General features: G+C 72.0%; 20 protein-coding genes. 9 read left to right on the top strand and 11 right to left on the bottom strand.

Annotated features, from left to right (window positions below; translation table 11 throughout):
* The first annotated feature begins 83 nt into the window (after positions 1-83).
* Both KJK29_RS07350 and KJK29_RS07345 read left to right on the top strand, forming a co-directional pair.
* Positions 84-503 (top strand): ArsR/SmtB family transcription factor, encoded by a 420-nt coding sequence (locus KJK29_RS07350; RefSeq protein WP_251057734.1) that lies wholly within the window; start codon positions 84-86, stop codon positions 501-503.
* Positions 500-985: an SRPBCC family protein gene (locus tag KJK29_RS07345; protein WP_215117900.1), complete on the top strand. Its 486-nt coding sequence runs from the start codon at positions 500-502 to the stop codon at positions 983-985. Before KJK29_RS07350 ends, KJK29_RS07345 begins: the two co-directional genes overlap by 4 nt.
* A 9-nt stretch (positions 986-994) precedes the next feature.
* On the opposite strand, the gene KJK29_RS07340 is transcribed toward KJK29_RS07345, so the two are convergent.
* The 7 genes from KJK29_RS07340 to zapE all read right to left on the bottom strand — a co-directional run bounded on the left by KJK29_RS07340 (position 995) and on the right by zapE (position 8,462).
* Positions 995-1,852: a PPK2 family polyphosphate kinase gene (locus KJK29_RS07340; protein WP_215117899.1), complete on the bottom strand. Its 858-nt coding sequence runs from the start codon at positions 1,850-1,852 to the stop codon at positions 995-997.
* An 84-nt stretch (positions 1,853-1,936) separates the two neighbouring features.
* Complete coding sequence (locus KJK29_RS07335) at positions 1,937-3,322, bottom strand: PhoX family protein (protein ID WP_215117898.1); 1,386 nt, start codon at positions 3,320-3,322, stop codon at positions 1,937-1,939.
* A 90-nt stretch (positions 3,323-3,412) separates the two neighbouring features.
* Positions 3,413-4,369 (bottom strand): slipin family protein, encoded by a 957-nt coding sequence (locus KJK29_RS07330; RefSeq protein ID WP_215117897.1) that lies wholly within the window; start codon positions 4,367-4,369, stop codon positions 3,413-3,415.
* A 195-nt stretch (positions 4,370-4,564) separates the two neighbouring features.
* The gene (locus KJK29_RS07325; RefSeq protein ID WP_215117896.1) at positions 4,565-6,064 is read right to left on the bottom strand and encodes a SulP family inorganic anion transporter; all 1,500 of its coding nucleotides are present in this window, start codon (positions 6,062-6,064) and stop codon (positions 4,565-4,567) included.
* Between the two features lie 8 nt (positions 6,065-6,072).
* On the bottom strand, positions 6,073-6,654 hold the full coding sequence (locus KJK29_RS07320) for a carbonic anhydrase (RefSeq protein ID WP_215117895.1): 582 nt from the start codon (positions 6,652-6,654) through the stop codon (positions 6,073-6,075).
* An 82-nt stretch (positions 6,655-6,736) separates the two neighbouring features.
* The gene (locus tag KJK29_RS07315; RefSeq protein ID WP_215117894.1) at positions 6,737-7,165 is read right to left on the bottom strand and encodes a hypothetical protein; all 429 of its coding nucleotides are present in this window, start codon (positions 7,163-7,165) and stop codon (positions 6,737-6,739) included.
* A gap of 199 nt (positions 7,166-7,364) precedes the next feature.
* Entirely contained in the window at positions 7,365-8,462 is a 1,098-nt protein-coding gene (gene zapE / locus KJK29_RS07310) for a cell division protein ZapE (RefSeq protein WP_215117893.1), read from the bottom strand.
* 37 nt (positions 8,463-8,499) lie between these two features.
* On the opposite strand from zapE, the gene KJK29_RS07305 reads away from it, so the two are divergent.
* The 4 genes from KJK29_RS07305 (at position 8,500) to msrB (ending at position 11,834) form a co-directional block, all read left to right on the top strand.
* A complete protein-coding gene (locus tag KJK29_RS07305) occupies positions 8,500-9,306 on the top strand; it encodes a pyrimidine reductase family protein (RefSeq protein WP_215117892.1) in 807 nt (268 codons plus the stop codon).
* Between the two features lie 164 nt (positions 9,307-9,470).
* Entirely contained in the window at positions 9,471-9,944 is a 474-nt protein-coding gene (locus tag KJK29_RS07300) for an indole-3-glycerol phosphate synthase (protein WP_215117891.1), read from the top strand.
* Between the two features lie 76 nt (positions 9,945-10,020).
* Positions 10,021-11,412: a UDP-N-acetylmuramate--L-alanine ligase gene (gene murC / locus KJK29_RS07295; RefSeq protein WP_215117890.1), complete on the top strand. Its 1,392-nt coding sequence runs from the start codon at positions 10,021-10,023 to the stop codon at positions 11,410-11,412.
* Positions 11,413-11,426: 14 nt separating this feature from the next.
* Positions 11,427-11,834, top strand: coding sequence for a peptide-methionine (R)-S-oxide reductase MsrB (gene msrB, locus KJK29_RS07290; RefSeq protein ID WP_215117889.1), 408 nt, complete (start codon positions 11,427-11,429; stop codon positions 11,832-11,834).
* An 8-nt stretch (positions 11,835-11,842) separates the two neighbouring features.
* Here msrB and KJK29_RS07285 read toward each other — a convergent pair whose 3' ends face one another.
* Entirely contained in the window at positions 11,843-14,701 is a 2,859-nt protein-coding gene (locus tag KJK29_RS07285; protein ID WP_215117888.1) for a type 1 periplasmic-binding domain-containing protein, read from the bottom strand.
* 208 nt (positions 14,702-14,909) lie between these two features.
* On the opposite strand from KJK29_RS07285, the gene KJK29_RS07280 reads away from it, so the two are divergent.
* Positions 14,910-16,376 carry a glycoside hydrolase family 3 N-terminal domain-containing protein gene (locus KJK29_RS07280; protein ID WP_251057733.1) on the top strand — a complete coding sequence of 489 codons (1,467 nt, stop codon included), beginning with the start codon at positions 14,910-14,912 and terminating at the stop codon, positions 16,374-16,376.
* 4 nt (positions 16,377-16,380) lie between these two features.
* Here KJK29_RS07280 and KJK29_RS07275 read toward each other — a convergent pair whose 3' ends face one another.
* Positions 16,381-17,649, bottom strand: coding sequence for a glycoside hydrolase 5 family protein (locus KJK29_RS07275; protein ID WP_215117887.1), 1,269 nt, complete (start codon positions 17,647-17,649; stop codon positions 16,381-16,383).
* 18 nt (positions 17,650-17,667) lie between these two features.
* On the opposite strand from KJK29_RS07275, the gene KJK29_RS07270 reads away from it, so the two are divergent.
* Complete coding sequence (locus KJK29_RS07270) at positions 17,668-18,849, top strand: N-acetylglucosamine kinase (protein ID WP_215117886.1); 1,182 nt, start codon at positions 17,668-17,670, stop codon at positions 18,847-18,849.
* Complete coding sequence (locus KJK29_RS07265; protein ID WP_215117885.1) at positions 18,846-21,152, top strand: glycoside hydrolase family 3 N-terminal domain-containing protein; 2,307 nt, start codon at positions 18,846-18,848, stop codon at positions 21,150-21,152. The genes KJK29_RS07270 and KJK29_RS07265 overlap by 4 nt, the downstream gene beginning before the upstream one ends.
* Here the strand turns inward: KJK29_RS07265 and KJK29_RS07260 are convergent.
* Positions 21,116-21,994, bottom strand: coding sequence for a carbohydrate ABC transporter permease (locus KJK29_RS07260; RefSeq protein WP_215117884.1), 879 nt, complete (start codon positions 21,992-21,994; stop codon positions 21,116-21,118). The two genes, KJK29_RS07265 and KJK29_RS07260, sit on opposite strands and share 37 nt — an antisense overlap.
* Positions 21,991-23,028, bottom strand: coding sequence for a carbohydrate ABC transporter permease (locus KJK29_RS07255; protein WP_215117883.1), 1,038 nt, complete (start codon positions 23,026-23,028; stop codon positions 21,991-21,993). The genes KJK29_RS07260 and KJK29_RS07255 overlap by 4 nt, the downstream gene beginning before the upstream one ends.

Below are 23,028 nucleotides of genomic sequence, written 5' to 3'. Positions count from 1 at the left end.
GCCGAGTACCCCCGTCGGGCCGCTTCAGTGGGCGGGCGTGTCGCGCTTTACAGAAGGGGGCGACGGAGCTAACGTACAACCAAATGGTTGTAGATGTTGCGGATGAACCGGGCGACGAGACGGTGGACCGGCTGTTCCACGCCCTGGCCGACACCACGCGCCGGGACATAGTGCGCCGCTGCGTGCGTGGGGACCTGTCGGTGTCGCGGCTGGCCGAGTCCTACCCGATGAGCTTCGCGGCGGTGCAGAAGCACGTCGCCGTGCTGGAGCGGGCGGGTCTCGTCACCAAGCGGCGCAGCGGACGGGAGCAGCTCGTGTGCACGGACCCCGAAGCGGTGGACCGCGCACGCCAGGCCCTCGACGAACTCGAGTCGGCATGGCGCGGGCGTGTGGACCGGATGGCCCGGCTGCTCGCCGAGGACCCCGGACCGGAAGAGAACCAACAGAACCAAGAGAGCGACGAGAACGCCGAGAACGACGCCACGGAAGGACCCTTGAGATGAGTGTCACCAGTGTCGACAAGGACCTCGACCACCTCACCCTCACCCTGATCGCCGACTTCGCCGCCCCCGTCGAGCGGGTGTGGCTGCTGTGGGCCGACCCCCGGCAGCTGGAGCGCTGGTGGGGACCGCCGACCTACCCGGCGACCGTCGAGCAGCACGATCTGACCCCGGGCGGGGACGTCACGTACTTCATGACCGGCCCGGAGGGCGACCGGCACCGCGGCTGGTGGCGGATCACCTCGGTCACCGCGCCGACGTCCCTGGAGTTCACCGACGGCTTCGCCGACGACGACGGAAAGCCCAAGGACGACATGCCGACCATCTCCGTGCGGGTCACCCTCACCGAGCACGGCGGCGGCACCCGGATGGAGATGCGCTCCCTCTTCGACTCCCGTGAGCAGATGGAGCAGCTCGTCACCATGGGCATGGACGAGGGCCTGAAGGAGGCCGTCGGCCAGATCGACGCCCTGCTCGCCGCCTGACCGGCCCGCTCAGGGCTGCCGCAGCAGCCGCTCCCGGATCTCCGCCACGTCGAAGTCGGCCTCCGGATACCGCGGATCCAGCTCCTCCAGATGCTCCAGGAGCAGGGTGCTGACCGCCCAGTTGCGGTACCACTTGCGGTCGGCCGGGACCAGGTACCAGGGCGCGTACGAGGTGCCGCAGCGCTCCATGGCGATCTCGTAGGCCTCCTGGTACGCGGGCCACAGGGCCCGGTCGTCGATGTCGGAGGCGGCGAACTTCCAGCGCTTCTCCGGCTCGTCGAGCCGCTTGAGCAGCCGGCGGCGCTGCTCCTCGTAGGAGACGTGCAGGAAGCACTTGACCAGGGTCACGCCGTCGTCCGCGAGGGACTTCTCGAAACGGTTGATCTGCTCGTAGCGCCGGTTGATCTCGGGGGCGGACGCCAGGCCGCGCACGCGGGCGATCAGGACGTCCTCGTAGTGCGAGCGGTCGAAGATGCCCAGTTCGCCGGGGAGCGGGAGCGCCTTCTCCACGCGCCACAGGAAGGGGTGCGCGCGCTCCTCGTCCGTGGGCGCCTTGAACGGCGTGATGCGGCAGCCGGACGGGTTGAGCAGGCCGATCACATGCTTGACCGTGCCGCCCTTGCCGCTGGTGTCCATGCCCTGGAGGACCAGCAGGACGCGCCGCCGGTCGCCCGCGGTGCTCGCCGCCCACAGCCGCTCCTGGAGGACGGCGAGGCGCTCGCCGATCCGGGCCGTGGCGGCCTTGCCCGCCGCCTTGCCGTCCGGGCCCCCGGGTGTGGCGGCGGCCCCGTGACGGGACAGGTCGAGCGGCTCACCGGCCGGGACGCGCAGCCGCTCACGCAACGAGGTGCGGTGTTCGTGACCCACCGGGGCCCCTTTCGGCCTGGAGCCTCGATCATCCGCCGGGGCGCCGGGTTCCGCACCCGGCGCCCCGGTCGGGAGCGCGGCCGGCTACCGGCGCCAGGGGCCCGTCACCGCGAACGTGGTGCCGGGGGTGTAGCAGTTGACGTACATCGTGTCGCCGTCGGGGGAGAAGGTCACGCCGGCGAACTCACCCCACTCGGGCTCCTCGGGGGTGCCGATGTTCTGCCGGCCGCGCGCCATCGCGTACACCTCGCCGCGCCGGGTCACGCCGTAGACGTGCTGTGCGCCGTTGCCGTCCTCGCAGACCATGAGGCCGCCGCTGGGCGCCAGGCAGATGTTGTCCGGCGACTCTCCCGGCAGCTGGATGTCGGTGCCCGGGCCGAAGACGATCACCAGGGTCAGCCGGCGGCGCTCGGGGTCGTAGCGCCAGATCTGCCCGTAGTGGTCGGCCGTCGAACCGTCCGAGCGGCGGGCGAAGGACGACACGAAGTACACCGAACGGCCGCCCCAGTAGCAGCCCTCCAGCTTCTGCGCGTGGGTGATGCCCCCGCGGCCGAAGTCCTGGAACCGGATCGGCGTCTCGCCGGCCAGCGGGTCCGGTACGTCCACCCACTCGATGCCGTCGAACTCGGCGCCGATCTCCTGGATCGTGGACAGGTCGGGCACACCGGGCACCCGCATGGCCTGGAGCCGGCCGCCCGCGCGCAGCGAACCCCGGCCGCCCAGCGGCTTCCTCGGCAGGAAGCGGTAGAAGAGGCCGAAGGGCTTCTCGAAGGCGTCCTCCGTCTCGTACACCACACCGCGCCGGGGGTCGACGGCGATCGCCTCGTGCTGGAAGCGGCCCATCGCGGTCAGCGGTACGGCACCGGTGCGGTGCGGGTCGGCCGGGTCGACCTCGAAGATGAAGCCGTGGTCCTTGGTGTAGCCGTTGGTGCCGGCCTTGTCCTCGGTCTCCTCGCAGGTCAGCCAGGTGTCCCACGGGGTGGGGCCGCCCGCGCAGTTCACGGCGGTGCCGGCGATCGCGACGCGCTCCGACACGACGTTGCCCCGGGCGTCCAGCGTCAGGGCCGTACAGCCGCCCTTGCCCGCCGGGTCGTAGGTGAGGCCCTCGACCGTGGGGACGGGGATCCTGCCGTCGGCGCGGTTCTCGTGGTTGCGGACCAGATGGACCCGGCCGCCCTTGCCCGCGAAGGCCGACATGCCGTCGTGGTTGGAGGGGACCTTGCCCTCACCCGAGCGGAGCCGGTCTCCCTCGCGGGACAGGACCCGGTAGCGGAAGCCCTTAGGGAGGTCGAGCAGACCTTTCGGATCGGGGACGAGCGGGCCGTAGCCGTGGTGGCCGAGGCCCTGTGCGGAGGCGGTGCCGGCGAAGAGTTCGGGCAGGGCACCGGAGAATCCGATCCCGATGCCCAGAGCACCCGTTCCGGCGAGCACCTGACGTCGTGTAGCGGTGAAACGACCGGTTTCGGTCATGGGGGAACCTTCCTGCTGGCGGACAGGAACTGTGATCCCGCTGTGTCTATCACCTGGTGCGGGCGGCGTGAACCACGCGCGTAGCGCGGGTCACTGCTCCACCGCCCGTCGCAGGTGCTCCATGGCCTGTTCGGTCTTGTCGAGGGGGTGCTCCCCGTTGTCGAGCGTGTCGAGCGCGGGCTCCGCCGGAGCAGGAGCAGGAGCAGGAGCAGGAGCAGCAGTCGGAGCCGGCTCCGATGTCTGTGCCTGCGTCTGCGGCTGTGCCTGTGTCTGGGACTGCCGGCCTTCCTCGTGGCCCCGCTCCAGGAACCGCAGCAGCTCCACCGGGATGGGCAGCACCAGCGTGGAGTTCTTCTCCGCCGCCACGGCCATCACGGTCTGGAGCAGCCGGAGCTGGAGCGCGGACGGTGTGTCGGCCATCTGGTGCGCGGCCTGGGCCAGCTTCTTCGAGGCCTGGTACTCGGCGTCCGCGTTGATCAGCCGGGCCCGCCGCTCCCGGTCGGCCTCGGCCTGTCGGGCCATGGAACGCTTCATCGTGTCCGGCAGGGACACGTCCTTGATCTCCACCCGGTCGATGGTCACGCCCCACTCCACGGCCGGGCTGTCGATCATCAGCTCCAGGCCCTGGTTGAGCTTCTCCCGGTTGGACAGCAGGTCGTCCAGCTCGCTCTTGCCGATGATCGAGCGCAGGGAGGTCTGCGCCATCTGGGAGACGGCGAAGCGGTAGTCCTCGACGTTGACGATCGCGGCCGACGGGTCCACGACCTTGAAGTACACCACCGCGTCGACCCGCACGGTCACGTTGTCGCGGGAGATGCCCTCCTGGGCGGGGATCGGCATCGTCACGATCTGCAGATTGACTTTGCGCATCCGGTCCACCGCGGGAACGATCATGGTGAACCCGGGCCGCCGCACGTCCCCGTGCACGCGCCCGAGCCGGAAGACGAGCCCGCGTTCGTACTGCTTGACGACCCGCGCCGCCGCGGCCACGTACACGAGGCCACCGGCGCAGACCGCCGCCACCGCCCCCATCAGCTCTTCGACCATGCCGACCTCCCCGTTCAGAGGTCCGATTTCGTATGCTTCTGTAACGATATGCCGGGAGCGGGGGTCGGGGCCATGCCCCGGCGGCACGGGGAACCGCGCGCCCCGTCAGGGCCGGCCCGCGACGGACATGCGAACGGCCCGGAGCGCGCTGGAAGGCGCGTCCCGGGCCGGGGGCGTGGGCGGTGCGGCGGGCCGCTAGGCCACCGTCACCTTCTCGCCCTCTTTCGACTGCTCGGAGTCCAGCTCGGGCTCCGTGACCTTCACCGGCTCCGTGTCCGTGTCGCTGTGGCGCTCGGCCCAGTTCTCCAGGGCCGTGCGGCAGGCGTGGTCGAGGTGGTGCAGACCCGAGAGGTCCAGCTTGATCGGGCGGTCCTGCGGCAGGCCTTCCAGGTTGTCCAGGATCTTCGGCAGCCGCAGGAACGTCGCGTTGCCCGACAGGTACGCCTGGATGGGGCCGGCGCCCTTGTCGATGACCTCGAGCTTGATGTGCGACGCCTCCCAGGCGGTCTTGACGACCGACAGGGCCAGACCGATGAGCACACCCTCGAACATGTTCACCGCGACGATCGACACGGCGGTGACGGCCAGGATGACCGCCTCGCCCCGGTGCTCACGCCACAGCGGCACGATCTTGCGGAACGGGATGAGCTTGAAGCCCGCGTGGACCAGGATGCCGGCGAGCGCGGGCAGCGGGATCAGGGCCAGCGTGGCCGGCAGGAGCGCCGCGAAGAGCAGCAGCCACACACCGTGCATCACCCGGGAGGCCTTGGTCTTGGCACCCGCGCTGACATTGGCCGAGCTGCGGACGATGACCGCGGTCATCGGCAGCGCGCCGAGCACACCGCAGAGCGTGTTGCCCGCGCCCTGCGCCATGAGCTCCTTGTCGTACTGGGTGCGCGGTCCGTCGTGCAGCCGGTCCACCGCGGCGGCGCTGAAGAGGCTCTCGGCGGAGGCGATCAGGGTGAAGGCGATGATCGTGCCGATGATGCCGATGCCCACGCTGCCGAAGGCGTCGAGGCCGGGGGGCTGGATGGAGTCCAGCAGACCCTTCACCTCGACGGTGGCGACCGGCAGGTTGAACGCGGCGGTGGCCGCGATCGCCAGGATCACCGCGGCGAGCGCGCCGGGAACGGCCTGCGCCTGCTTCGGCAGCTTCTTCCACAGCACCATCACCGCGATGGTGGCCGCGCCGAGCGCGAGGGAGGTGAGCGCCTTGGTGCTGCCGAGCGCGTCGACGGCGGCCCCGGGCAGGCCCAGGATCTTGTCGATGCCGGAGGCGGGGGCCTTCAGCCCGGCCGTCGCATACAGCTGACCGGCGATGAGCACCAGACCGATTCCGGCCAGCATGCCCTCGACGACCGAGACGGATATCGCGCGGAACCAGCGGCCGAGCTTGAGCGCGCCCATGATGAGCTGCAGCAGACCGGCGGCCAGCACGATCACACCGAGCGCGGGCAGCCCGTAGGTGTCGACCGCCTCGTAGACGAGCACGGTCAGACCGGCGGCCGGGCCGGACACCTGCAGGCTGCTGCCCGGCAGGAATCCGGTGACGAGGCCGCCCACGATGCCGGTGACCAGGCCGAGTTCGGCCGGGACACCGGAGGCGACGGCCACACCCACGCACAGCGGGAGCGCGACCAGGAAGACGACGAGGGAGGCGGTGAAGTCCTGCCTCAGGTGGGGGAACTTGGTCATGGCGCCCCTCACAGCTTCTCGAAGGTGTCGGTGTCCGCGCGGTGGTCCCGCACGGCGCCGGTGTGCACTTCGTAGAACCAGGCGTGCAGCCGCAGCCGGCCGTCCGCCAGACGGCTCTCCACGCTCGGGTACGAGCGCAGCCGCTCCACCTGGGTCAGGACGTGGTTCTGCACGGCTTCGGCGACCGTCTTGTCGGTCGGGTCCGCGCACTTGGGCTCGTCGCAGGCGTGCGCGAGCCAGTCCCGCACGGCGGGCACGCCGCTGAGGTCGTCGCCCCGCACCACCGCGCCGACGGCGCCGCAGTGCGAGTGGCCGCAGACCACGATCTCCTTGACGCCGAGGACTTCCACGGCGTACTCGATCGTGGCCGCCTCGGAGGTGGGGTGTCCGAGGGTGTAGGGGGGAACGACGTTGCCCGCGGTGCGCAGCTCGAACAGCTCGCCGGGCCGGGCGCCCGTGATCAGAGCCGGTACGACCCTGGAGTCGGAGCAGGTGATGAACAGGACGTCGGGGGACTGGCCCTCGGCGAGGCGGGCGAACTCCTCAGGGCGCTGTCCGTGCGTGCGGGCGTTGTCGATGAGGGGTTGCATGAGTGTGGTGACTCCTCCTGGCGCGCAGTGGGGACGCGTCGGACGGGCATGACAGAGGTGGGGGAAGGAACGACTCTGTTCCTCAGCAGCGGAAGACCTGAAGTGCTGCCGGTGTGTGCGACGTCGAGGATCTCGACGCGCGTTGGTGCGCGGCGCCGGCTCTGACCTGGTCCGGTGCTGTCGGCGGGATGTGCCGCAGCAGGGGCCGCTCCGGCGCGCAGGGCGCGGAGTCGGCGTGGTGGAACCGGTCGCGGGTCCGCAGGGGACCGGTCGGGTCCCCGTGGTGTCCGGTGCGGCAGTGGGCGATCTCGTCGCGCAGCGCCTTCCCGGAGAACGTGCTTCCGGGGCGTGAGGACAGGCCGGAGGGTTCAGTTCCGGGCTGAGCCTTGGCCTCGGCTTTACGGGGTGTGTGCGCGGATGCGAAGGACGCCGTCGGTGCGAAGAACTGAAGGGCGAGCAGGACGGCGGCGAGGATCGAAACCACGGTCCGTGCCGTCGTACCTCGGTACATGCGCCCCCCTTCAGGTGATTGACACGTCTAGCGCTGACCAACACTTGGTCAATGACTGGTCAAGAAACACGTTAACCCTGCAAAGTCATTTGCAGGGTTAACTTAACGTTTCAAGCTGAAGAGAGCCTGAAAACCGTGGGTGGGTTGGCTTGAACCACCCCTTGGCCCCACGGCAGTTGGTGCGGTATTGGGGTTGTGGTTACCGGGAGTTCGCCAGCTTGCCCGCGTCGCGCGCCAGGGCGGTCAGCCGGGAGATGGCCCGGAAGTACTTCTTGCGGTAGCCGCCGTTCAGCATCTCCTCGCTGAAGAGCTGGTCGAAGGGCAGACCCGAGGCCATCACGGGCACCTCGCGGTCGTAGAGCCGGTCCGCGAGGACGACCAGCCTGAGGGCCGTCGACTGGTCGGGAACCGGCCGCACACCGGTGAGGCACACCGCCCTGATTCCGTCGGTCAGCGCGCCGTACCGGCTGGGGTGGACGCGGGCGAGATGCTCCAGGAGGGGCGAGAACGCGTCGAGGGAGGCGCCCTCGGTGGCGTTCGCCGTCTCGGTCACCTGTTCGTCGGAGTACGGTGGCGGCGCCTCGGGCAGACCGCGGTGGCGGTAGTCCTCGCCGTCGATGCGCAGGGCGCGGAAGTGGGCCGACAGGCCCTGGATCTCCCGCAGGAAGTCGGCCGAGGCGAACCGGCCCTCACCGAGCTTGCCGGGCAGCGTGTTGGAGGTGGCGGCGAGCGCCACGCCCGCGTCGACGAGCTTGCCGAGGAGCGTGGAGACCAGGACGGTGTCGCCCGGGTCGTCCAGCTCGAACTCGTCGATGCACAGCAGACGGTGGCCGGACAGGGTCTGGACGGTCTTCTGGAACCCGAGGGCGCCGACCAGGTTGGTCAGCTCCACGAAGGTGCCGAACGCCTTGAGCTCGGGCTCGGCCGGGGTGGCGTGCCACAGGGAGGCCAGCAGATGGGTCTTGCCGACGCCGTAGCCGCCGTCGAGGTAGACACCGCGCGGGCCCACCGGGGCCTTCGGCGCCTTGCCGAAACCGAACAGCCGCCGCTTGCCGGAGGCGCCCGCACCCTGGCCGAGGCCGGCCGCGAAGCTCTCCAGGACCTGGACGGCCTCGGTCTGGCTGGGCTGGTTCGGGTCCGGGATGTACGTGCTGAAGCGCACCGAGTCGAACCGCGGCGGCGGCACCATCTCGGCCACCAGCCGATCCGCGGGGACGTGCGGCTCACGGGCGCACAGGGAGAGCGGGGCCGCGTCGGCTATCGGGCCGGTACCGGAGGGGGCGGGGGAAGAGGACACGGTTCACCATGCTACGGCGCGTGGAACACTGCACGGCATGCGACGTCTGTTCCCTGTGACCGATGAAACAGCAGCTCCGGCCCCGGGTGGGGCGGCCGGTGAGGAGGGTGCCGGGCGCGAGTGGGGCCTGGCCGAGCTGGCCGCCGCCTACGCCTATCCCGAGCCGGGGGCCGGGGGACCGGCGCCGTGGCTGCGCGCCAACATGGTGTCCACGCTGGACGGGGCCGCCCAGCACGACGGCCGTTCGCAGCCCATCTCCAACGCGACCGACATGCGGATCTTCGGCACGCTGCGGGCGCTGGCGGACGTCGTGGTCGTCGGCGCGGAGACGGTACGCCAGGAGGGGTACCGGCCGGCCCGCGCGCGTGCCGAGTTCGCGGCGGCGCGGGAGGCGGCCGGGCAGGGGCCCGCCGCCGCGATCGCGGTCGTCACCGCCGGCCTCGACCTGGACTTCTCGCTCCCGCTCTTCACCTCGCCCCTGGTGCCCACCCTGGTCCTCACCGGAGCCTCCGCCGCCCCGGACCGCGTCGCCGCCGCCGAGAAGGCGGGCGCGCGCGTGGTGGCCGCGGGGGACGGCATCGGCGTGGACCCCGCCCGGGCCGTCCAGGCCCTCGCCGGGCTCGGCCACACGCGGCTGCTGACCGAGGGCGGCCCGCGGCTGCTGGGGCAGCTCGTGGCGGCCGGTGTGCTCGACGAGCTCTGTCTGACCGTCTCCCCGATGCTCACGGCAGGCGACGCCCAGCGCATCGCCGGAGGGCCCGCCGTCACGGTCCCGCGGCGCTTCTCGCTGCTGTCGATGCTGGAGGAGGACGGCTTCCTGTTCACGAGGTACGGGCGGTCCTGACGTACTGAACCGCGCGGCACGGGGTAGAGGCGCTCTGGAAGCCGGACGGTCAGTACGTTCGGAATATGCCGTTCTGTTTGGATTCCGGAGGGCACACTGGATCCGGCAGTTCCCGTGCGAACGCGGGGCAGGATGGTTTCCGCAAGGATGAGAAGGGGCGCCTGGTGTTCACAAGCGTATTGATGATCGAGAAGGCCCTGACGTCCGCCGACGTGGAGTTCGTCACCACCTTGCACGGGGAGGAGCGGGTCTCCTTCCAGGTGCTGCTCCAGCCGCGCGGCGAGCAGGCGGACCGTCTGCTGCGGGCCATCGACGACGTCGCGCTCGGCGAACTCGACGACGCCGTCCGCGAGGGGGAGACCCCGGAGGGCCAGGAGGCGCTGAGCGTCGGGCAGCGGGCGCTGGAGGTGTCCCTCGCGGCGCTGCGGACGTCCGGGAGCGGGGCGGAGGGGCGGCTGATCGAGGATCACCCGCTGGACGCGCTCAAGTCCCTCGTGGAGGAGGTCGGCGCGGACGAGGTGATCGTGCTGACCGACCCCCACTACGTGGAGGAGTTCTTCCACCGGGACTGGGCGTCGCGGGCCCGGCACAAGGTCGGGGTGCCGGTGCTGAAGCTGTTCTCCCACAGCAAGGCGTAGTGCCGGGGCGGATGCGGTGGCGCTTCTGAAATAGGCTGTGGGCGCTCACCGCCCCGATACGCCTTTGGAGATCTGCATGGCACCCGGCCTTCCCACCGCCATGGACCGACCGCACTTCATCGGGATCGGTGGGGCCGGTATGTCGGGTATCGCGAAGATCCTCGCCCAGCGCGGGGCCGTCGTGGCCGGCAGCGACGCGAAGGAGTCGGCGACGGCCGAGGCGCTGCGGGCTCTGGGTGTGACGGTGCACATCGGGCACGCCGCCGAGCACCTGGCCGACGACGCGAGCTGCGTGGTCGTGTCCTCGGCGATCCGGCAGGACAACCCCGAGCTGGCCCGCGCGGCCGCGCTCGGCATCCCCGTCGTGCACCGCTCCGACGCGCTCGCCGCCCTGATGGACGGCCTGCGGCCGATCGCGGTCGCCGGTACGCACGGCAAGACGACCACGACCTCGATGCTCGCGGTGTCGCTGAGCGAGCTGGGCCTGACGCCGTCGTACGCGATCGGCGGGGACCTGGACGCGCCCGGCTCCAACGCGCTGCACGGCGACGGCGAGATCTTCGTCGCCGAGGCCGACGAGTCCGACCGCAGCTTCCACAAGTACGCGCCCGAGGTCGCGATCATCCTCAACGTGGAGCTGGACCACCACGCCAACTACGCCTCGATGGACGAGATCTACGAGTCGTTCGAGACGTTCGTGGACCGGATCACCGAGGGCGGCACGCTGGTCATCGCCGCCGACCACGAGGGCTCCCGGGAGCTGACCCGACGGGTCGCGGGGCGCGGTGTGCGGGTGGTGACCTACGGCGAGTCCGAGGACGCCGGCGTGCGCATCCTGTCGGTCGTGCCGCAGGGCCTCAAGAGCGAGGTCACCGTGGTCCTGGACGGCGAGACGCTGACCTTCACGGTCTCCGTCCCCGGCCGGCACTACGCGCACAACGCGGTCGCCGCGCTGGCGGCGGGCGTCGCCCTCGGCGTCCCGGCGGCCGAGCTGGCCCCGGCGATCGCCGCGTACACGGGCGTGAAGCGGCGGCTGCAGCTCAAGGGCGAGGCCGCGGGCGTCCAGGTCATCGACTCCTACGCGCACCACCCCACCGAGATGACCGCCGACCTGGAGGCCATGCGCGCTGCGGCGGGCGACTCCCGGATCCTGGTCGTCTTCCAGCCGCACCTCTTCTCGCGGACGCAGGAGCTGGGCAAGGAGATGGGGCAGTCCCTGGCCCTCGCGGACGCCTCGGTCGTGCTGGACATCTACCCGGCCCGCGAGGACCCGATCCCCGGCGTGACCAGCGAGCTGATCATCGAGGCGGCCCGGGTGGCGGGCGCGGACGTGACGCCCGTGCACGACAAGGCGGACGTCCCCTCGGTCGTCGCGGGAATGGCGAAGCCGGGTGATCTCGTTCTCACCATGGGAGCGGGCGACGTCACCGACCTCGGCCCGCGCATCCTGGACCGTCTGTCGAACTGAGGGGCTGGAAGCTCATGCCGTACGACGTCGAGAAGCCGGACGAGCAGTGGCGCACGGAACTGACCCCGGGCGAGTACGTGGTCCTGCGCCAGGCGGGCACGGAGCCCGCCTTCACCGGTGAGTACACCGACACCAAGACCCAGGGCGTCTACTCCTGCCGCGCCTGCGGCGCGGAGCTGTTCACCTCGGAAACGAAGTTCGAGTCGCACTGCGGCTGGCCGTCCTTCTTCGACCCGAGGGACACCGACGCGGTGGAACTGATCGAGGACCGGACCCACGGCATGGTGCGCACCGAGGTGCGCTGTGCGCGCTGCGGCTCGCACCTCGGGCATGTGTTCGCGGGCGAGGGCTATCCGACGCCCACGGACCAGCGGTACTGCATCAACAGCATCGCGCTGCGCCTGACCCCCGCCGAGGGCTGAGAGGGCCCTCAGCGTCGGATCCGGCACTCCTTCTGTGTCAGCCGCTTCGTGTCCCCGGCGGCGCGGCTGCACACCACGCGGGGCTCGGAGGTGCCGTCGCGGGCGCGGCGGACCTCTTTCAGGACGATGCTGTGGCCGGTGCGGTCGCCGTACAGCGGGGCGCGGGTGAAGTCGATGGTGCCGGTGGCCATGCCCTCGATCTTGACGTTGCGCAGGTTCACCCAGGTCGAGGCCCGGCTCTGCGGCCGGTCGTCCCGGGTGGCCGCCCAGTACAGGGAACGGGTCGCGTCGTGGGCCAGGGCGGTCTGGCCGCTGGCCAGGGCGGGACTGTCGTAGCGCAGGCGGCCGCCCCCCAGTCCCGGCAGGTGCGCGCCGGCGTCCAGATAGAAGGTCGTCCTGGTGGCGGCCTTCTCGAGCTCGGCCAGGGCCGCGTGGTACAGCGTGACCTTCGGCGCGACGGACTGCCCGCCCGCGGCGAAGTCGGCCTTGGACAGGTCGTCGCCGGTGAGGATGGCCAGGGGCGTGCCGGCGCAGCCCGGCTCGGTGCCGAGCTGGGTCATCAGGGGGTCGATGTCCTCCACCCGTCCGGCGAAGTAGATCACCGACGGGACCCGGCCGCCCCGGCAGATCTCCTGGGCGTGCGAACGGAGTTCCGGCTTGCCGCCGCTGAGGGTGTAGCGGCGCTGTTCGAGCGGGGTGAAGCCCTGCCGGCGCAGCATGTCCTCGCCGTAGCGCGCCTGTTCATCGGTGTAGAGGTCGTCGGTCTTCGCCGTGTCCCGGGCGAGGACTAGGGCGTACTGCCGACGGTCCGTGCGCAACTGGGCCGCTATCAGGCCGAGCTGCTCGGTCTGCCACTGGTCCGTGGCGGCCAGGCTGAACCAGTTGGCGAACTCCCGGGGCAGATAGGTGGCGGAGTTGGTGCCGGAGACGATCGGCAGCCCGGCCTCCATCAGCGTGCGGGTCGTCGCCCTGCTCGACTTCAGGTCACGGCCGGTGCCCACGACCCCCACCACGGTCGGGTCCTGGGCGGCGTAGGAGGCGATCTCCTCGGCCATCTCCTCCTGATGGCCCAGGTCCACGCCGCCGTTGGCGAGCAGGACCCGCAGTTTCACGCTGGAGTTCTCGTTGATGACGGCCTGCGCCAGGTACACGCCCGCCAGTTCCTCGGCGCCCTTCACGAGCGAGGAGCCGTCCGAGGAGTCGGCGCTCAGCGGCCCGGCGTAGACGACGGTGACGTATTTGCCGGAGTGGTGGGCGAGGACGTTCGCGTTCTGCTTCGCGATGCGGTCCTCCAGTTCGTCCACCGTCCAGGGCGTCGCGTCGCCGGCCGTCAGGGCCTTGGGCTCGTCGGCGGGGTCGGGTACGGGCAGCCAGTCGGCGAAGCGGACGCCGTTCGTCGCTATGCCGATGCATTCGGTGCCGCCGCCGGGTGTCTGCGCGCGCCGGGTGTCCCGGTTGGCGGTCAGCACGGACGCCGAGCAGTACCGGTCGTGCAGGGCGTCGGCCCGCATGACGGTCCCGGCCGTCAGCAGGGCGATCACCAGGACCAGGGTGTGCAGGGCCCACACCAGCCGGGCGGGCGTGGGACGGGTGGAGGCCCGCAGATGGCGGGTGCGTTCCTCGACGGGGGCGAGCTGGTCGGGCGGCAGCGGGATCTTCATCACCCAGGGCAGGACGGACCGCTCCCGGCTGGGCGACTGCTCGGCGCGCAGATTGTGCGCCCACTGCCGGTGCCAGGTGCGCAGCCGCTCGCCGAACCGGGGCGGTACGGCGGCCGGGTCGGGCGCCGGCGGCACCACGCCGCGCTCCAGGCGCGGCACGTCCCGCGTGTGCACCGCGGCGACCACCATCAGCGGGTCCAGCTCGCTGCGCCGGCTGCGGACGTCGCTGATGGCCCGGATCAGTTCGATGCCGCCGTTGCGGGCGTCCGCGTGGGGCAGGAACAGCATCGGCGGGCGCGGCCGCTTGAAGCCGCGCAGGTCCCAGCTCCAGCGGCGGTGGTTGTCCCGCAGGTCCTCCCGCAGCGCCAGCACGCACAACTGGAGGTGGAAGTCGCCGCCCGCCGTGAGCGCCTCGGCCACGTCGTACGCCCGGGCCGCGATCGCCTTCCAGGACCGCACCGGCCGCAGCAGCGACACCTCGGTGGGATCCTCGTGGTCCGCCGCCCTGAGGAAGGTCGTCGTCATGAACCAGCGGCTCTCCCGGCGCAGCCACAGGAAGATCGGCGCCCGCCCCGGCAGCACGTAGTTGAGGACGGTCAGCAGCAGCAGGAAGACCAGCCCCGCGCCCACCGCCACGTACCACTCGCTGCGGGCCATGAGCGCGGCGAGCACGGTCACGAGGCTCGCCGGGAGGATGTGCGCCATGTCGAACAGCGGCAGACCGGAGCGCCAGCGCGCGGTGTTCCTGGGCCTCCAGCGCTGCTGGGCGAGCTGGTTCAGCAGCCGTTGCCGCTGGTCCTGACCGGCCTCGGGGCTGCCCGGCTCGGGCGCGGGCCAGGTCTCGCCGAGGGCCGCGACGGCGTCGTCGATGGCATGCACCAGCCGCAGCCGCGGGAACGCGTAGCGCCGGTAGACCGCCTTCGGGCCGCCCCACTTCTTCGGGTCGCTCAGCGCCCGCACCATGGCCGCCGCCCGGCGCACCTCCGTGGCGCCCTCGTAGGCGTCCTGCGCCACCGCGCAGCGCGTGCCGTGCGCCTCCTGACCCGCGTGCAGCTGCCGGACCAGCCCGGTCACCGCGTCGTCGTCCGCACTCTCCTGCGCGTGCACGACGAACACCGGCATCGGCGGCTCGGCGCTCGTGCGGAAGTCCTGGATGAGGATTTCGAGCTGATCCTGGAGGTGGAGCCCGGCGCCACGCTCCGGCATGCCGTCATGCCCCCCGGGACAGTCCGGCGGCGTGCGATCAGCGTTCACCATGGGCAATCCCCCGTTCGCCTTCGGTGACCTACGAGGCTAGCGGGTGTCGGTGAGGTGGGAGTGGGTGACGGACGAACTTCAGGAACGTTTCGGCTAGCTGAATGGTCAATCCATCAAGCTGTTGACATTTGGTTGAACGAGCCAGAGGATTCCCGGGGTGACCCACTCCGCGCACCTGCCCCCCGGCCTCGACGAGGCCGCCCACCGCTGCCTCGTCGCCGGCTTCGCCGGTACCACGGCCGTGCCCGACACCCTCAAGCGACTCGTCGACCGGGGGCTCGGCGGAGTCATCCTCTTCACCCGCAACGTGCGGGACGCCGAGCAGGTGCGGCGGCTCACCGCCGAGTTGCGGTCCCTGCGCCCGGACCTGCTCGTCGGCATCGACAACGAGGGCGGCGGGATCGGGCACCTGGTCGGCGCGGACGCTCCCGAGGTGCCCGGATCGTACGCGCTCGGCGTGGCCGACGACCCCGGGCTGACCGGCCGTTGCGCCGACGCCCTGGCCGGGCATCTGGCCTCGCTCGGCATCACGGTCTCCTACGCCCCGGTCGCCGACCTCCAGCACCATCCGCGCAACCCGATCGTGCGCACCCGGTCCTTCGGCGCCGAACCCGACCTGGCCGCCCGCCATCTGCGGGCCTGGATCACCGCCACCGAGCGCCGGGGCGTCGCCTCCTGCGCCAAGCACTTCCCCGGGCACGGCGGCACCGAGACCGACAGCCACCACGGCATCGCCGTCGACCCGCGGTCGCACGACGAACTGCGGGCCGACTTCGAACCGTTCCGGGCGGCCGTCGCGGCCGGCGTGCCGATGATCATGAGCGCTCATGTCGTCTACCCGGCGCTGGACCCCGAGCGGCCCGCCACCCTGAGCCGCCGCATCCTGGGCGATCTGCTCCGCCACGAGCTGGACTTCGACGGGGTCCTGGTCAGCGACGCCCTGGAGATGAAGGCCATCGCCGAGCGCTACGGCGAGGCCGCCGGGGCGCGGATCGCCCTCGCGGCCGGTGCCGACCAGGTCATCGTGGCCGTGCCGGACCTGGAAGTCACCCTGGCCTGCCGGGACGCGGTGCTCGACGCGCTGCGCTCGGGCGTGCTGCCCGAGGAGCGGGTGCGGGAGGCTGCCGGGCGGGTGCGGCGCCTCGCCGTGCGGTACGCCGCCCCGGCCGCCGGGGCGGTCGACGGCTGGGACGCGGGGGCCGGTCTCGAGGCGGCCCGCCGGGCGGTCCGTAGCCGGGAGGTGCCGTCGGCGGTGCGGGGCGCCCATGTCGTCGACCTGTTTCCGCCGCCGCATCCCGCGCTCAACTGGGGTGGCGAGGACCTGCTGACGGAGGTGCGCGCCCTCGACCCCACGGCCACGGGGACCGCGGTCAGCGGAGAGCACACGGATCCGGCTCCCTTCGTGGAGGAGATCCTGCGCGCCTCCGGTGACACCCCGCTCGTCATCGCCACCTGTGACGCCGGGCTCCACCCCTGGCAGGAACGGTTGTCCGCCGCCCTGCTGTCCCGGCGGCCCGACGCCGTACGGATCGACACCGGGCTGCCGGAGGGCGGCGCGCTCTGCTCCTACGGGCGGGGCCGGGTGAATCTCCGGGCCGTCGCCGAGGCGCTGGTCGGCGCCTGAGCGCTCAGGGCACCCGTACGACCTCCTTGATGCCGCGCGCCGCCAGGTAGGCGGCGTCGTCCGCCCGCCCCGCCAGGACCACCGCCGGGTGCACACCCTCGGCGCGCAGGGCCATCCACGCGTCGAAGTACGCGCCTCCCGGGCCGGATACGGAGCGGGTGGACGGCGTGCAGTCCAGGACCAGGGCCGTGTCGCGGGGCCGGACGGGATGGTGCCCCGCCCGCACCTCGGCGACGGTCTCGGCCAGGGCCGTCGCGATCGGCTTGGCGCCGCCCCGCGCGTCGAACAGGCCCAGGGTGTACTCCAGTTCCGGGTAGTCGGCGAGCGAGCGGTCCACGTCGTGGGAGCACCACCACGTCACGCCCCACAGCCCCTCGCACCCGGCCGCGTTCCGCACGGTCGCCCGCGCGAAGTCCGGGGCGTCGGCCGCCGGGATGTGCGGCTCCGGGGCGCCCGTCTCCTGCACCCAGACCGGGCGGGCCGGGTCCTCGGCGTAGGCCTTGGCGAGTTCCGTGCCGTATTCGGCGAGGTGCTGCACCTGAGGGGAGCGGGGGCCGTAGCGGCGGGCGCAGTCGCCGGAGAACACCCAGGGGTGGACGGTGGTGACATCGCCCTTGCGGGCCGAGGCCTCGGGGGTGAAGGGGTGGTCGTCGCCGTACCAGGCCGCGTCGTAGGCCGAGTGGGTCGCGAGCCGGCCCGGGGGCAGGTGCTCGCGGGTGGCGGCGAGCAGGGTGTCGAGGTAGCGGTCCACCTCGTCCGCGGTCACCGGATTGTGCTCGACCAGGTTGTTGAGCTCGTTGCCGAGTTGCAGGCCGATGAGGTTGGGGCGGCCGGCCAGGGCGCGGCCGAGGGTGCGCATCAGCTCGGCCTGGGCGGCGACGGCCTCCGGGTCGGTGAAGACATTGCGGTGGTGCCAGCTTCGCGTCCACTCCGGGTAGAAGTCGAAGCTGGACAGATGGCCCTGCACACCGTCCACCAGGACGTCGAGACCGGCCTCGGCGGCCAGGTCGACCAGGTGCGCGAGCTGGTCCACGGCGGCGGGGCGGATGAGGGTGCGGTTGGGCTGGAGGAGCGGCCACAGATGGAAGACCCGGACGTGGTCGAGGCCGAGCGCGGCGATCTGGTCCAGGTCCTCGCGGGCGTGCGCCGGGTCGAAGTCGTGCCAGGCGTGGAACCAGCCGCGGCGGGGCGTGTAGTTGACGCCGAAGCGGAGCGTGGGAATGGGATCCTCCTCGGGTCGAGCACCCAGATCCCTTGCTCTGGGTGAATGCATCAATCACCATAGTCAGCGATGGGTAATGAATTGAACCAGGAGCTTCGGGATCTGGTGGTCGGTCTCGACGCGGGCGGCACCCGGACCCGGGCGGTCCTGGCGACCGCCGCCGACGGACGTCCGCTGGGCGAGGGCGCCGCCGGGCCGGGCAACGCCCTGACCGTGCCGGTGCCGCGGCTCACCGAGCATCTCGCCGAGGCCGTCGGACAGGCCGTGCCCGAGTCCGTCCGTGCCCGGATCGTGGCCGTCGCCGGCGGTTTCGCGGGCGCGACGGGCGCCGTCGCCGACGAACCGGGGCGGCGCAACGCCCTGGCCGCCCTCACCGCAGCCCTGAGCCGACTGGGCATCGACGCCGGACCGCCCGTCATCTGCAGCGACATCGAGGCCGCCTTCGCCTCCGCCCCGGGCGCCCCGGCCGACGGCCTCGCCCTGGTGGCCGGCACGGGCGCGGTCGCCATGCGCATCACCGACCGCCGCGGCATCGCCACCGTGGACGGCGACGGCTGGCTCCTCGGCGACGACGGCAGCGGCTTCTGGATCGGCCGCGCGGCGGTCCGGGCCGCACTGCGGATGGCCGACGGGAGGGGCGCGCCGACGGTGCTGGCGGAGCTGGTGGGGCGGGAACTCGGGGTGCCGGGCGAGGTGCTGCCGGGCGGAACCTCCGGCGGTACGGTGCGGCGGCTGTCCCCCGAGGTGGTCCAGGGCATGGAGGAGGGCGGCGCGGGGGACGAGGCGGCGCCACCCGCGAGCGGCCCGGCAGGGACCGGAGCGGCCGGGGCGGTGCCCAACGGCATGACCGGTTCCCCGGTCGAACGGCGCCCCCTCCCGCCCCTCGACGACACCCCCTGGTCCCGCCCCCACCGCGAGGCCTATCGCAGACACCTGCTCCCCGCCGTCATGGCGGAACCCCCCATCCGCCTGGCCCGGCTCGCGCCACTGGTCGTCGAGGCGGCCGGGGACACCGTCGCCCTGGCCATCCTGGACGAGGCCGCCGACCAACTCACCGAGGCAGTACGAGCGTTGGACCCCTCCTCGGGAGAAAGGGTCGTGGCCACCGGAGGCCTCCTCGGCCCCGACGGGCCGCTCACCTCGCGCCTGGACGCCCGCCTCCGCACCCTCGCTCTGACCCTCGACTGGGTCCCCGACGGCCGCCGGGGCGCCGTGGCCCTGGCCCGGCTCGCCCACCAGGGCCGTCCATGACCGCCACCCGGCAGTCCACGCCTGTGTACCGCGACCCCACCGCCCCCGTCGACGACCGCGTTCGCGACCTGCTGTCGCGCATGACCCCGCGCGAGAAGGCCGGCCAGCTCAACCAGCGGATGTACGGCTGGGACGCCTACCGGCGCACCCCCGACGGCGGCTTCGAACTCACCGACGCCCTGTACGCCGAGACCGAGCGCTTCGCCGGACTCGGGGCCCTGTACGGGCTGTTGCGCGCCGACGCCTGGTCGGGCGTCGACCACACCACCGGCTCCGGCGCCGAGGCCGGTGCCGAACTGGCCCACCTCGTCCAGCGGCATGTCGTCGAGCACAGCCGGCTCGGCATCCCGGCCCTGTTCGTCGAGGAGGTGCCGCACGGGCACATGGCCCTTGACGGCACGGTCCTGCCCGTCAACCTGGCCGTCGGCGCCACATGGGACCCCGGGCTGTACGAGCGGGCCGCCGCCCACGCCGCCGCCGAACTGCGCGCCCGGGGCGGCCATGTCGCCCTGGTGTCGGCTCTGGACATCGCCCGGGATCCGCGCTGGGGCCGGACCGAGGAGTGCTTCGGCGAGGACCCGTATCTGGCCGCCCGGCTCACCGAGGCGCTCGTACGCGGTATGCAGGGGGAGCCCCTCGGCCGGCCGGACGGGCTCTTCGCCCCGGACAAGGCGCCCGTCGTCCTCAAGCACTTCGCCGGGCAGGGCGCCACCGTCGGCGGCCGCAACTCCGCCGAGTCCGAACTCGGTCTCCGGGAGCTGCACGAGATCCACCTCCCCGCCGCCCACGCCGGTGTCCGGGCCGGAGCCGCCGCCGTCATGGCCGCCTACAACGAGGTCGACGGCATGCCCTGCTGCGGCAACCGCGCCCTCCTGACCGGACTGCTGCGCCACCGCTGGGGTTTCGACGGACTCGTCATGGCGGACGGACTGGCCGTGGACCGGCTGGCCCGCGTCACCGGGGACAAGGTGGCGGCCGGGGCTCTCGCGCTCCACGCAGGGATCGACCTGAGCCTGTGGGATGAGGGCTTCACCCATCTCGAGGAGGCGGTCGAGCGGGGGCTGGTGAGCGTGGAGGCCCTGGACACGGCCGTCGCGCGGGTGCTGCGGCTCAAGTTCCGGCTCGGGCTGTTCGAACAGCCCTACAGCGCGGGCCCGTTCCCGGACCCCGCCGTCGGACGTGATCTGAGCACCGCCCTCGCCCGGGCCGCCGTGACCCTGCTCCACAACGACCAGGGTGTGCTGCCCGTGCCGACCGGCTCCCGTATCGCCGTCCTGGGGCCGCACGCCGACACCGTCGCCCACCAACTGGGCGACTACACCGCCCCACAACGCCCCGGCACCGGCACCAGCGTCCTCGACGCGCTCCGGCGCACCGGCATCGACGTACGCCACGCCAAGGGCTGCGCCCTGACCGGCGACGACCTCTCCGGCATCCCGGAGGCGATCGCCGAGGCCGCCGCGTCCGACCTCGCCGTGCTCGTACTGGGCGGCAGCAGCGCCCGTACGCCCGGCACGGAGTTCGACGCCAACGGCGCCGCGCGCACCGTCGTGTCCGAGATGACCTGCGGCGAAGGCGTCGACCTGGCCGGGCTCCGGCTCGGCGCGGCCCAGCACGCCCTGCTCGACGCCGTCACGGCGACCGGCACACCCACCGTCGTCGTCCTGCTCCAGGGCCGCCCGCACGCCGTCCCCGAGGCCGCCGAACGGGCCGCCGCGCTGCTCACCGCCTGGTACCCGGGCTCCTGGGGCGGCGAGGCGATCGCGGACGTCCTGCTGGGACGGGCCGAGCCCGTCGGGCGGCTGCCCGTGTCCGTGCCGCGCTCGGCAGGTCAACTGCCCGTCCACTACAACCACAAGGACATCGAGTACGGCGGCTACGCCGATGACAGCGCCGAGCCGCTCTACGGCTTCGGGCACGGGCTGGCGTACACGAGCTTCGCCTACGGTCCGCCCCGGCTGTCGGGGCGGACCGTCGAGGTCGACGTCACCAACACCGGGCAACGGCACGGGCGTACCGTCGCGCAGCTCTATCTGCGCCGCCTCGTCACGCCGGTCTGGCCGCGCGCACTGGAGCTGAGGGGCTTCAGGGCCGTCGAGCTGGAGCCGGGAGAGTGCCGTACGGTCGCGTTCGCTCTCGGTCCGGACCAACTGGCCCAAGTGGGCCCGGACCTGGAGACGGCGGTCCTGCCCGGCACGGTCGAGATCCGCGTGGCGGAGTCGGCGCGCCGGGCCCTGACCGCCGTACCGGTCGGGCTCCGGGTCGATCAGAGCTTCACGGCACCGGACGAGACGCCCCTGTAGAACCACCGCTGCGTGATGACGAACAGCACCAGCACCGGGATCACGGAGATGACGGAACCCGCCATCACCATGCGCTGGTCATAGCCGAACGACGAGCTCTGCAGCCGGGCCAGACCGAGCGTCAGGGTGAAGTGCTCCTCCGAGCGCAGCACGATCAAGGGCCACAGGAAGTCGTCCCAGGCGCTGATGAAGGTGTTGATGGTGACGACGAGGATCGCGCCGTAGGCGGAGGGCAGATACAGATACCGGAAGCGTTTCCACTCGCCCGCCCCGTCCAGCATCGCCGCGTCCTCTATCTCGCGCGGTACGGCGAGGAACGCGGCCCGCATGATGAGGACGTTGATCGCGGCGACGAAGCCGGGCAGCCAGACACCGGCCAGATGGTCGACCAGGCCCATGTCCCGGATGCTGAGGAACAGCGACACCATGATCGACTCGAAGGGGAACATCATGGACGCCATCAGCACCACCCAGATCAGCTTCCGGCCCTTCCAGCCCGGCTTGGAGAGCATGTAGCCCGCCAGGGTGGAGAAGACGAGCTGGCTCGTGACGGACAGCGCGACGATCACCATGCTGTTCCCGATGTACGTCCACACCGGCACCTGGTCGAAGATCTCGCGGTAGGCCCGCAGGGTCGGGTGGTGGGGGATCAGCGAGGCACCGGCGCCGAAGACGTCCTCTCCCGCGCCCTTGAGGGACGACAGCAATTGCCACAGCAGCGGGCCGACGGTGATGAACAGGACGAACACCAGCAGCAGATAGCGGACGACCAGTTCACGCGGCCGGCCGTAGTCCCGCCAGCGGGGTATCAGACGGCGGCGCTTGTCGACGGCGGTCGTCATCCCTCGTCCTCCTTCGTCAGACGCTGGGCGAGCAGCGTGAGGCCCAGGGTCAGGGCGAACAGGGCGACGCTGACGGCGGCGCCGTAGCCGGCGTTGCCGGTGAGCGGGTCGAGGCCGACGTCGCGGATGTAGAAGGGCAGCGTGCGGTCGGCGCCGCCGGGGCCGCCGGTCGCGCCGCCCAGCATGTAGATCTCGGTGAAGACCCGCAGCGAGCCGATGCCGGTCAGGGTGCCGACCAGCATCATCGAGGTGCGTACGCCGGGCACGGTGACGTGCCAGAAGCGGCGCACCACGCCCGCGCCGTCCACGGCCGCCGCCTCGTGCAGCTCCTTGGGGACGTTCCCGAGGGCCGCCAGGTAGAAGATCATGTACCAGCCGAGGCCCTTCCACAGCGTCAGGCCCATCGCCGACAGCAGGATCAGCCACGAGTCCGACAGGAACGGGATCGCCTCGCGGATGATGTGGGCCTTCTGCAGCCAGGTGTTGACCAGCCCCTGGTCGCTCAGCAGCCACTGCCAGCTCAGGCCCACGACCACGCTGGAGGCCAGCACCGGTGTGTAGAAGGCGGAGCGGAAGAAGCCGATGCCCGGCAGGTTCTTCTCCACCAGGATCGCGAGCAGCAGCGGCAGCAGCACCATCAGCGGGACGACGAACAGCGCGTACAGCAGGCTGTTGCGGGTGGCCAGCCAGAAGTCCGGATCGCCCAGCATCCGGCGGTAGTTGTCCAGCCCGACGAGGTTGTACGCACCGCCCAGCGGCTTGGCGTCGGTGAAGGAGACGACGACCGTGTTGAGGAACGGGAACACCCCGAACACGGTCGCGCCGATGATCGCCGGGGTCATCCACAGCCAGGGCAGCCACCAGCGGCGGTGGAGCGCCGCGCCCCCCGCGTCGGCGCTCGGGCCGGGCGTCACGAAGCGGAGGGCGCGGCGCAGGGGCCCCGGCGGCCGGGCGGGGGAGGCGCCGCCGGGGCGTCGGGCGTCCGCACCCGGGGGAGCGGGGACGGGCGCCTGGTGGACGGTCGGTTGCGTCAT

Source organism: Streptomyces koelreuteriae (assembly GCF_018604545.1).
GTDB classification, from domain to species: domain Bacteria; phylum Actinomycetota; class Actinomycetes; order Streptomycetales; family Streptomycetaceae; genus Streptomyces; species Streptomyces koelreuteriae.
The sequence above is the reverse complement of the archived record's forward strand: the minus strand, read 5'-3'. Positions and strand labels throughout refer to the sequence as shown.

Bases quoted from the DNA above. Each gene is read 5' to 3' on its own strand.
- KJK29_RS07350 (WP_251057734.1), top strand. From the start codon at position 84: ATGGTTGTAGATGTTGCGGATGAACCGGGCGACGAGACGGTGGACCGG.
- KJK29_RS07345 (WP_215117900.1), top strand. From the start codon at position 500: ATGAGTGTCACCAGTGTCGACAAGGACCTCGACCACCTCACCCTCACC.
- KJK29_RS07335 (WP_215117898.1), bottom strand. From the start codon at position 3,322: ATGACCGAAACCGGTCGTTTCACCGCTACACGACGTCAGGTGCTCGCC.
- KJK29_RS07330 (WP_215117897.1), bottom strand. From the start codon at position 4,369: ATGGTCGAAGAGCTGATGGGGGCGGTGGCGGCGGTCTGCGCCGGTGGC.
- KJK29_RS07325 (WP_215117896.1), bottom strand. From the start codon at position 6,064: ATGACCAAGTTCCCCCACCTGAGGCAGGACTTCACCGCCTCCCTCGTC.
- KJK29_RS07320 (WP_215117895.1), bottom strand. From the start codon at position 6,654: ATGCAACCCCTCATCGACAACGCCCGCACGCACGGACAGCGCCCTGAG.
- KJK29_RS07315 (WP_215117894.1), bottom strand. From the start codon at position 7,165: ATGTACCGAGGTACGACGGCACGGACCGTGGTTTCGATCCTCGCCGCC.
- KJK29_RS07305 (WP_215117892.1), top strand. From the start codon at position 8,500: ATGCGACGTCTGTTCCCTGTGACCGATGAAACAGCAGCTCCGGCCCCG.
- murC (WP_215117890.1), top strand. From the start codon at position 10,021: ATGGCACCCGGCCTTCCCACCGCCATGGACCGACCGCACTTCATCGGG.
- msrB (WP_215117889.1), top strand. From the start codon at position 11,427: ATGCCGTACGACGTCGAGAAGCCGGACGAGCAGTGGCGCACGGAACTG.
- KJK29_RS07285 (WP_215117888.1), bottom strand. From the start codon at position 14,701: ATGCCGGAGCGTGGCGCCGGGCTCCACCTCCAGGATCAGCTCGAAATC.
- KJK29_RS07275 (WP_215117887.1), bottom strand. From the start codon at position 17,649: ATGCATTCACCCAGAGCAAGGGATCTGGGTGCTCGACCCGAGGAGGAT.
- KJK29_RS07270 (WP_215117886.1), top strand. From the start codon at position 17,668: ATGGGTAATGAATTGAACCAGGAGCTTCGGGATCTGGTGGTCGGTCTC.
- KJK29_RS07265 (WP_215117885.1), top strand. From the start codon at position 18,846: ATGACCGCCACCCGGCAGTCCACGCCTGTGTACCGCGACCCCACCGCC.
- KJK29_RS07260 (WP_215117884.1), bottom strand. From the start codon at position 21,994: ATGACGACCGCCGTCGACAAGCGCCGCCGTCTGATACCCCGCTGGCGG.
- KJK29_RS07255 (WP_215117883.1), bottom strand. From the start codon at position 23,028: ATGACGCAACCGACCGTCCACCAGGCGCCCGTCCCCGCTCCCCCGGGT.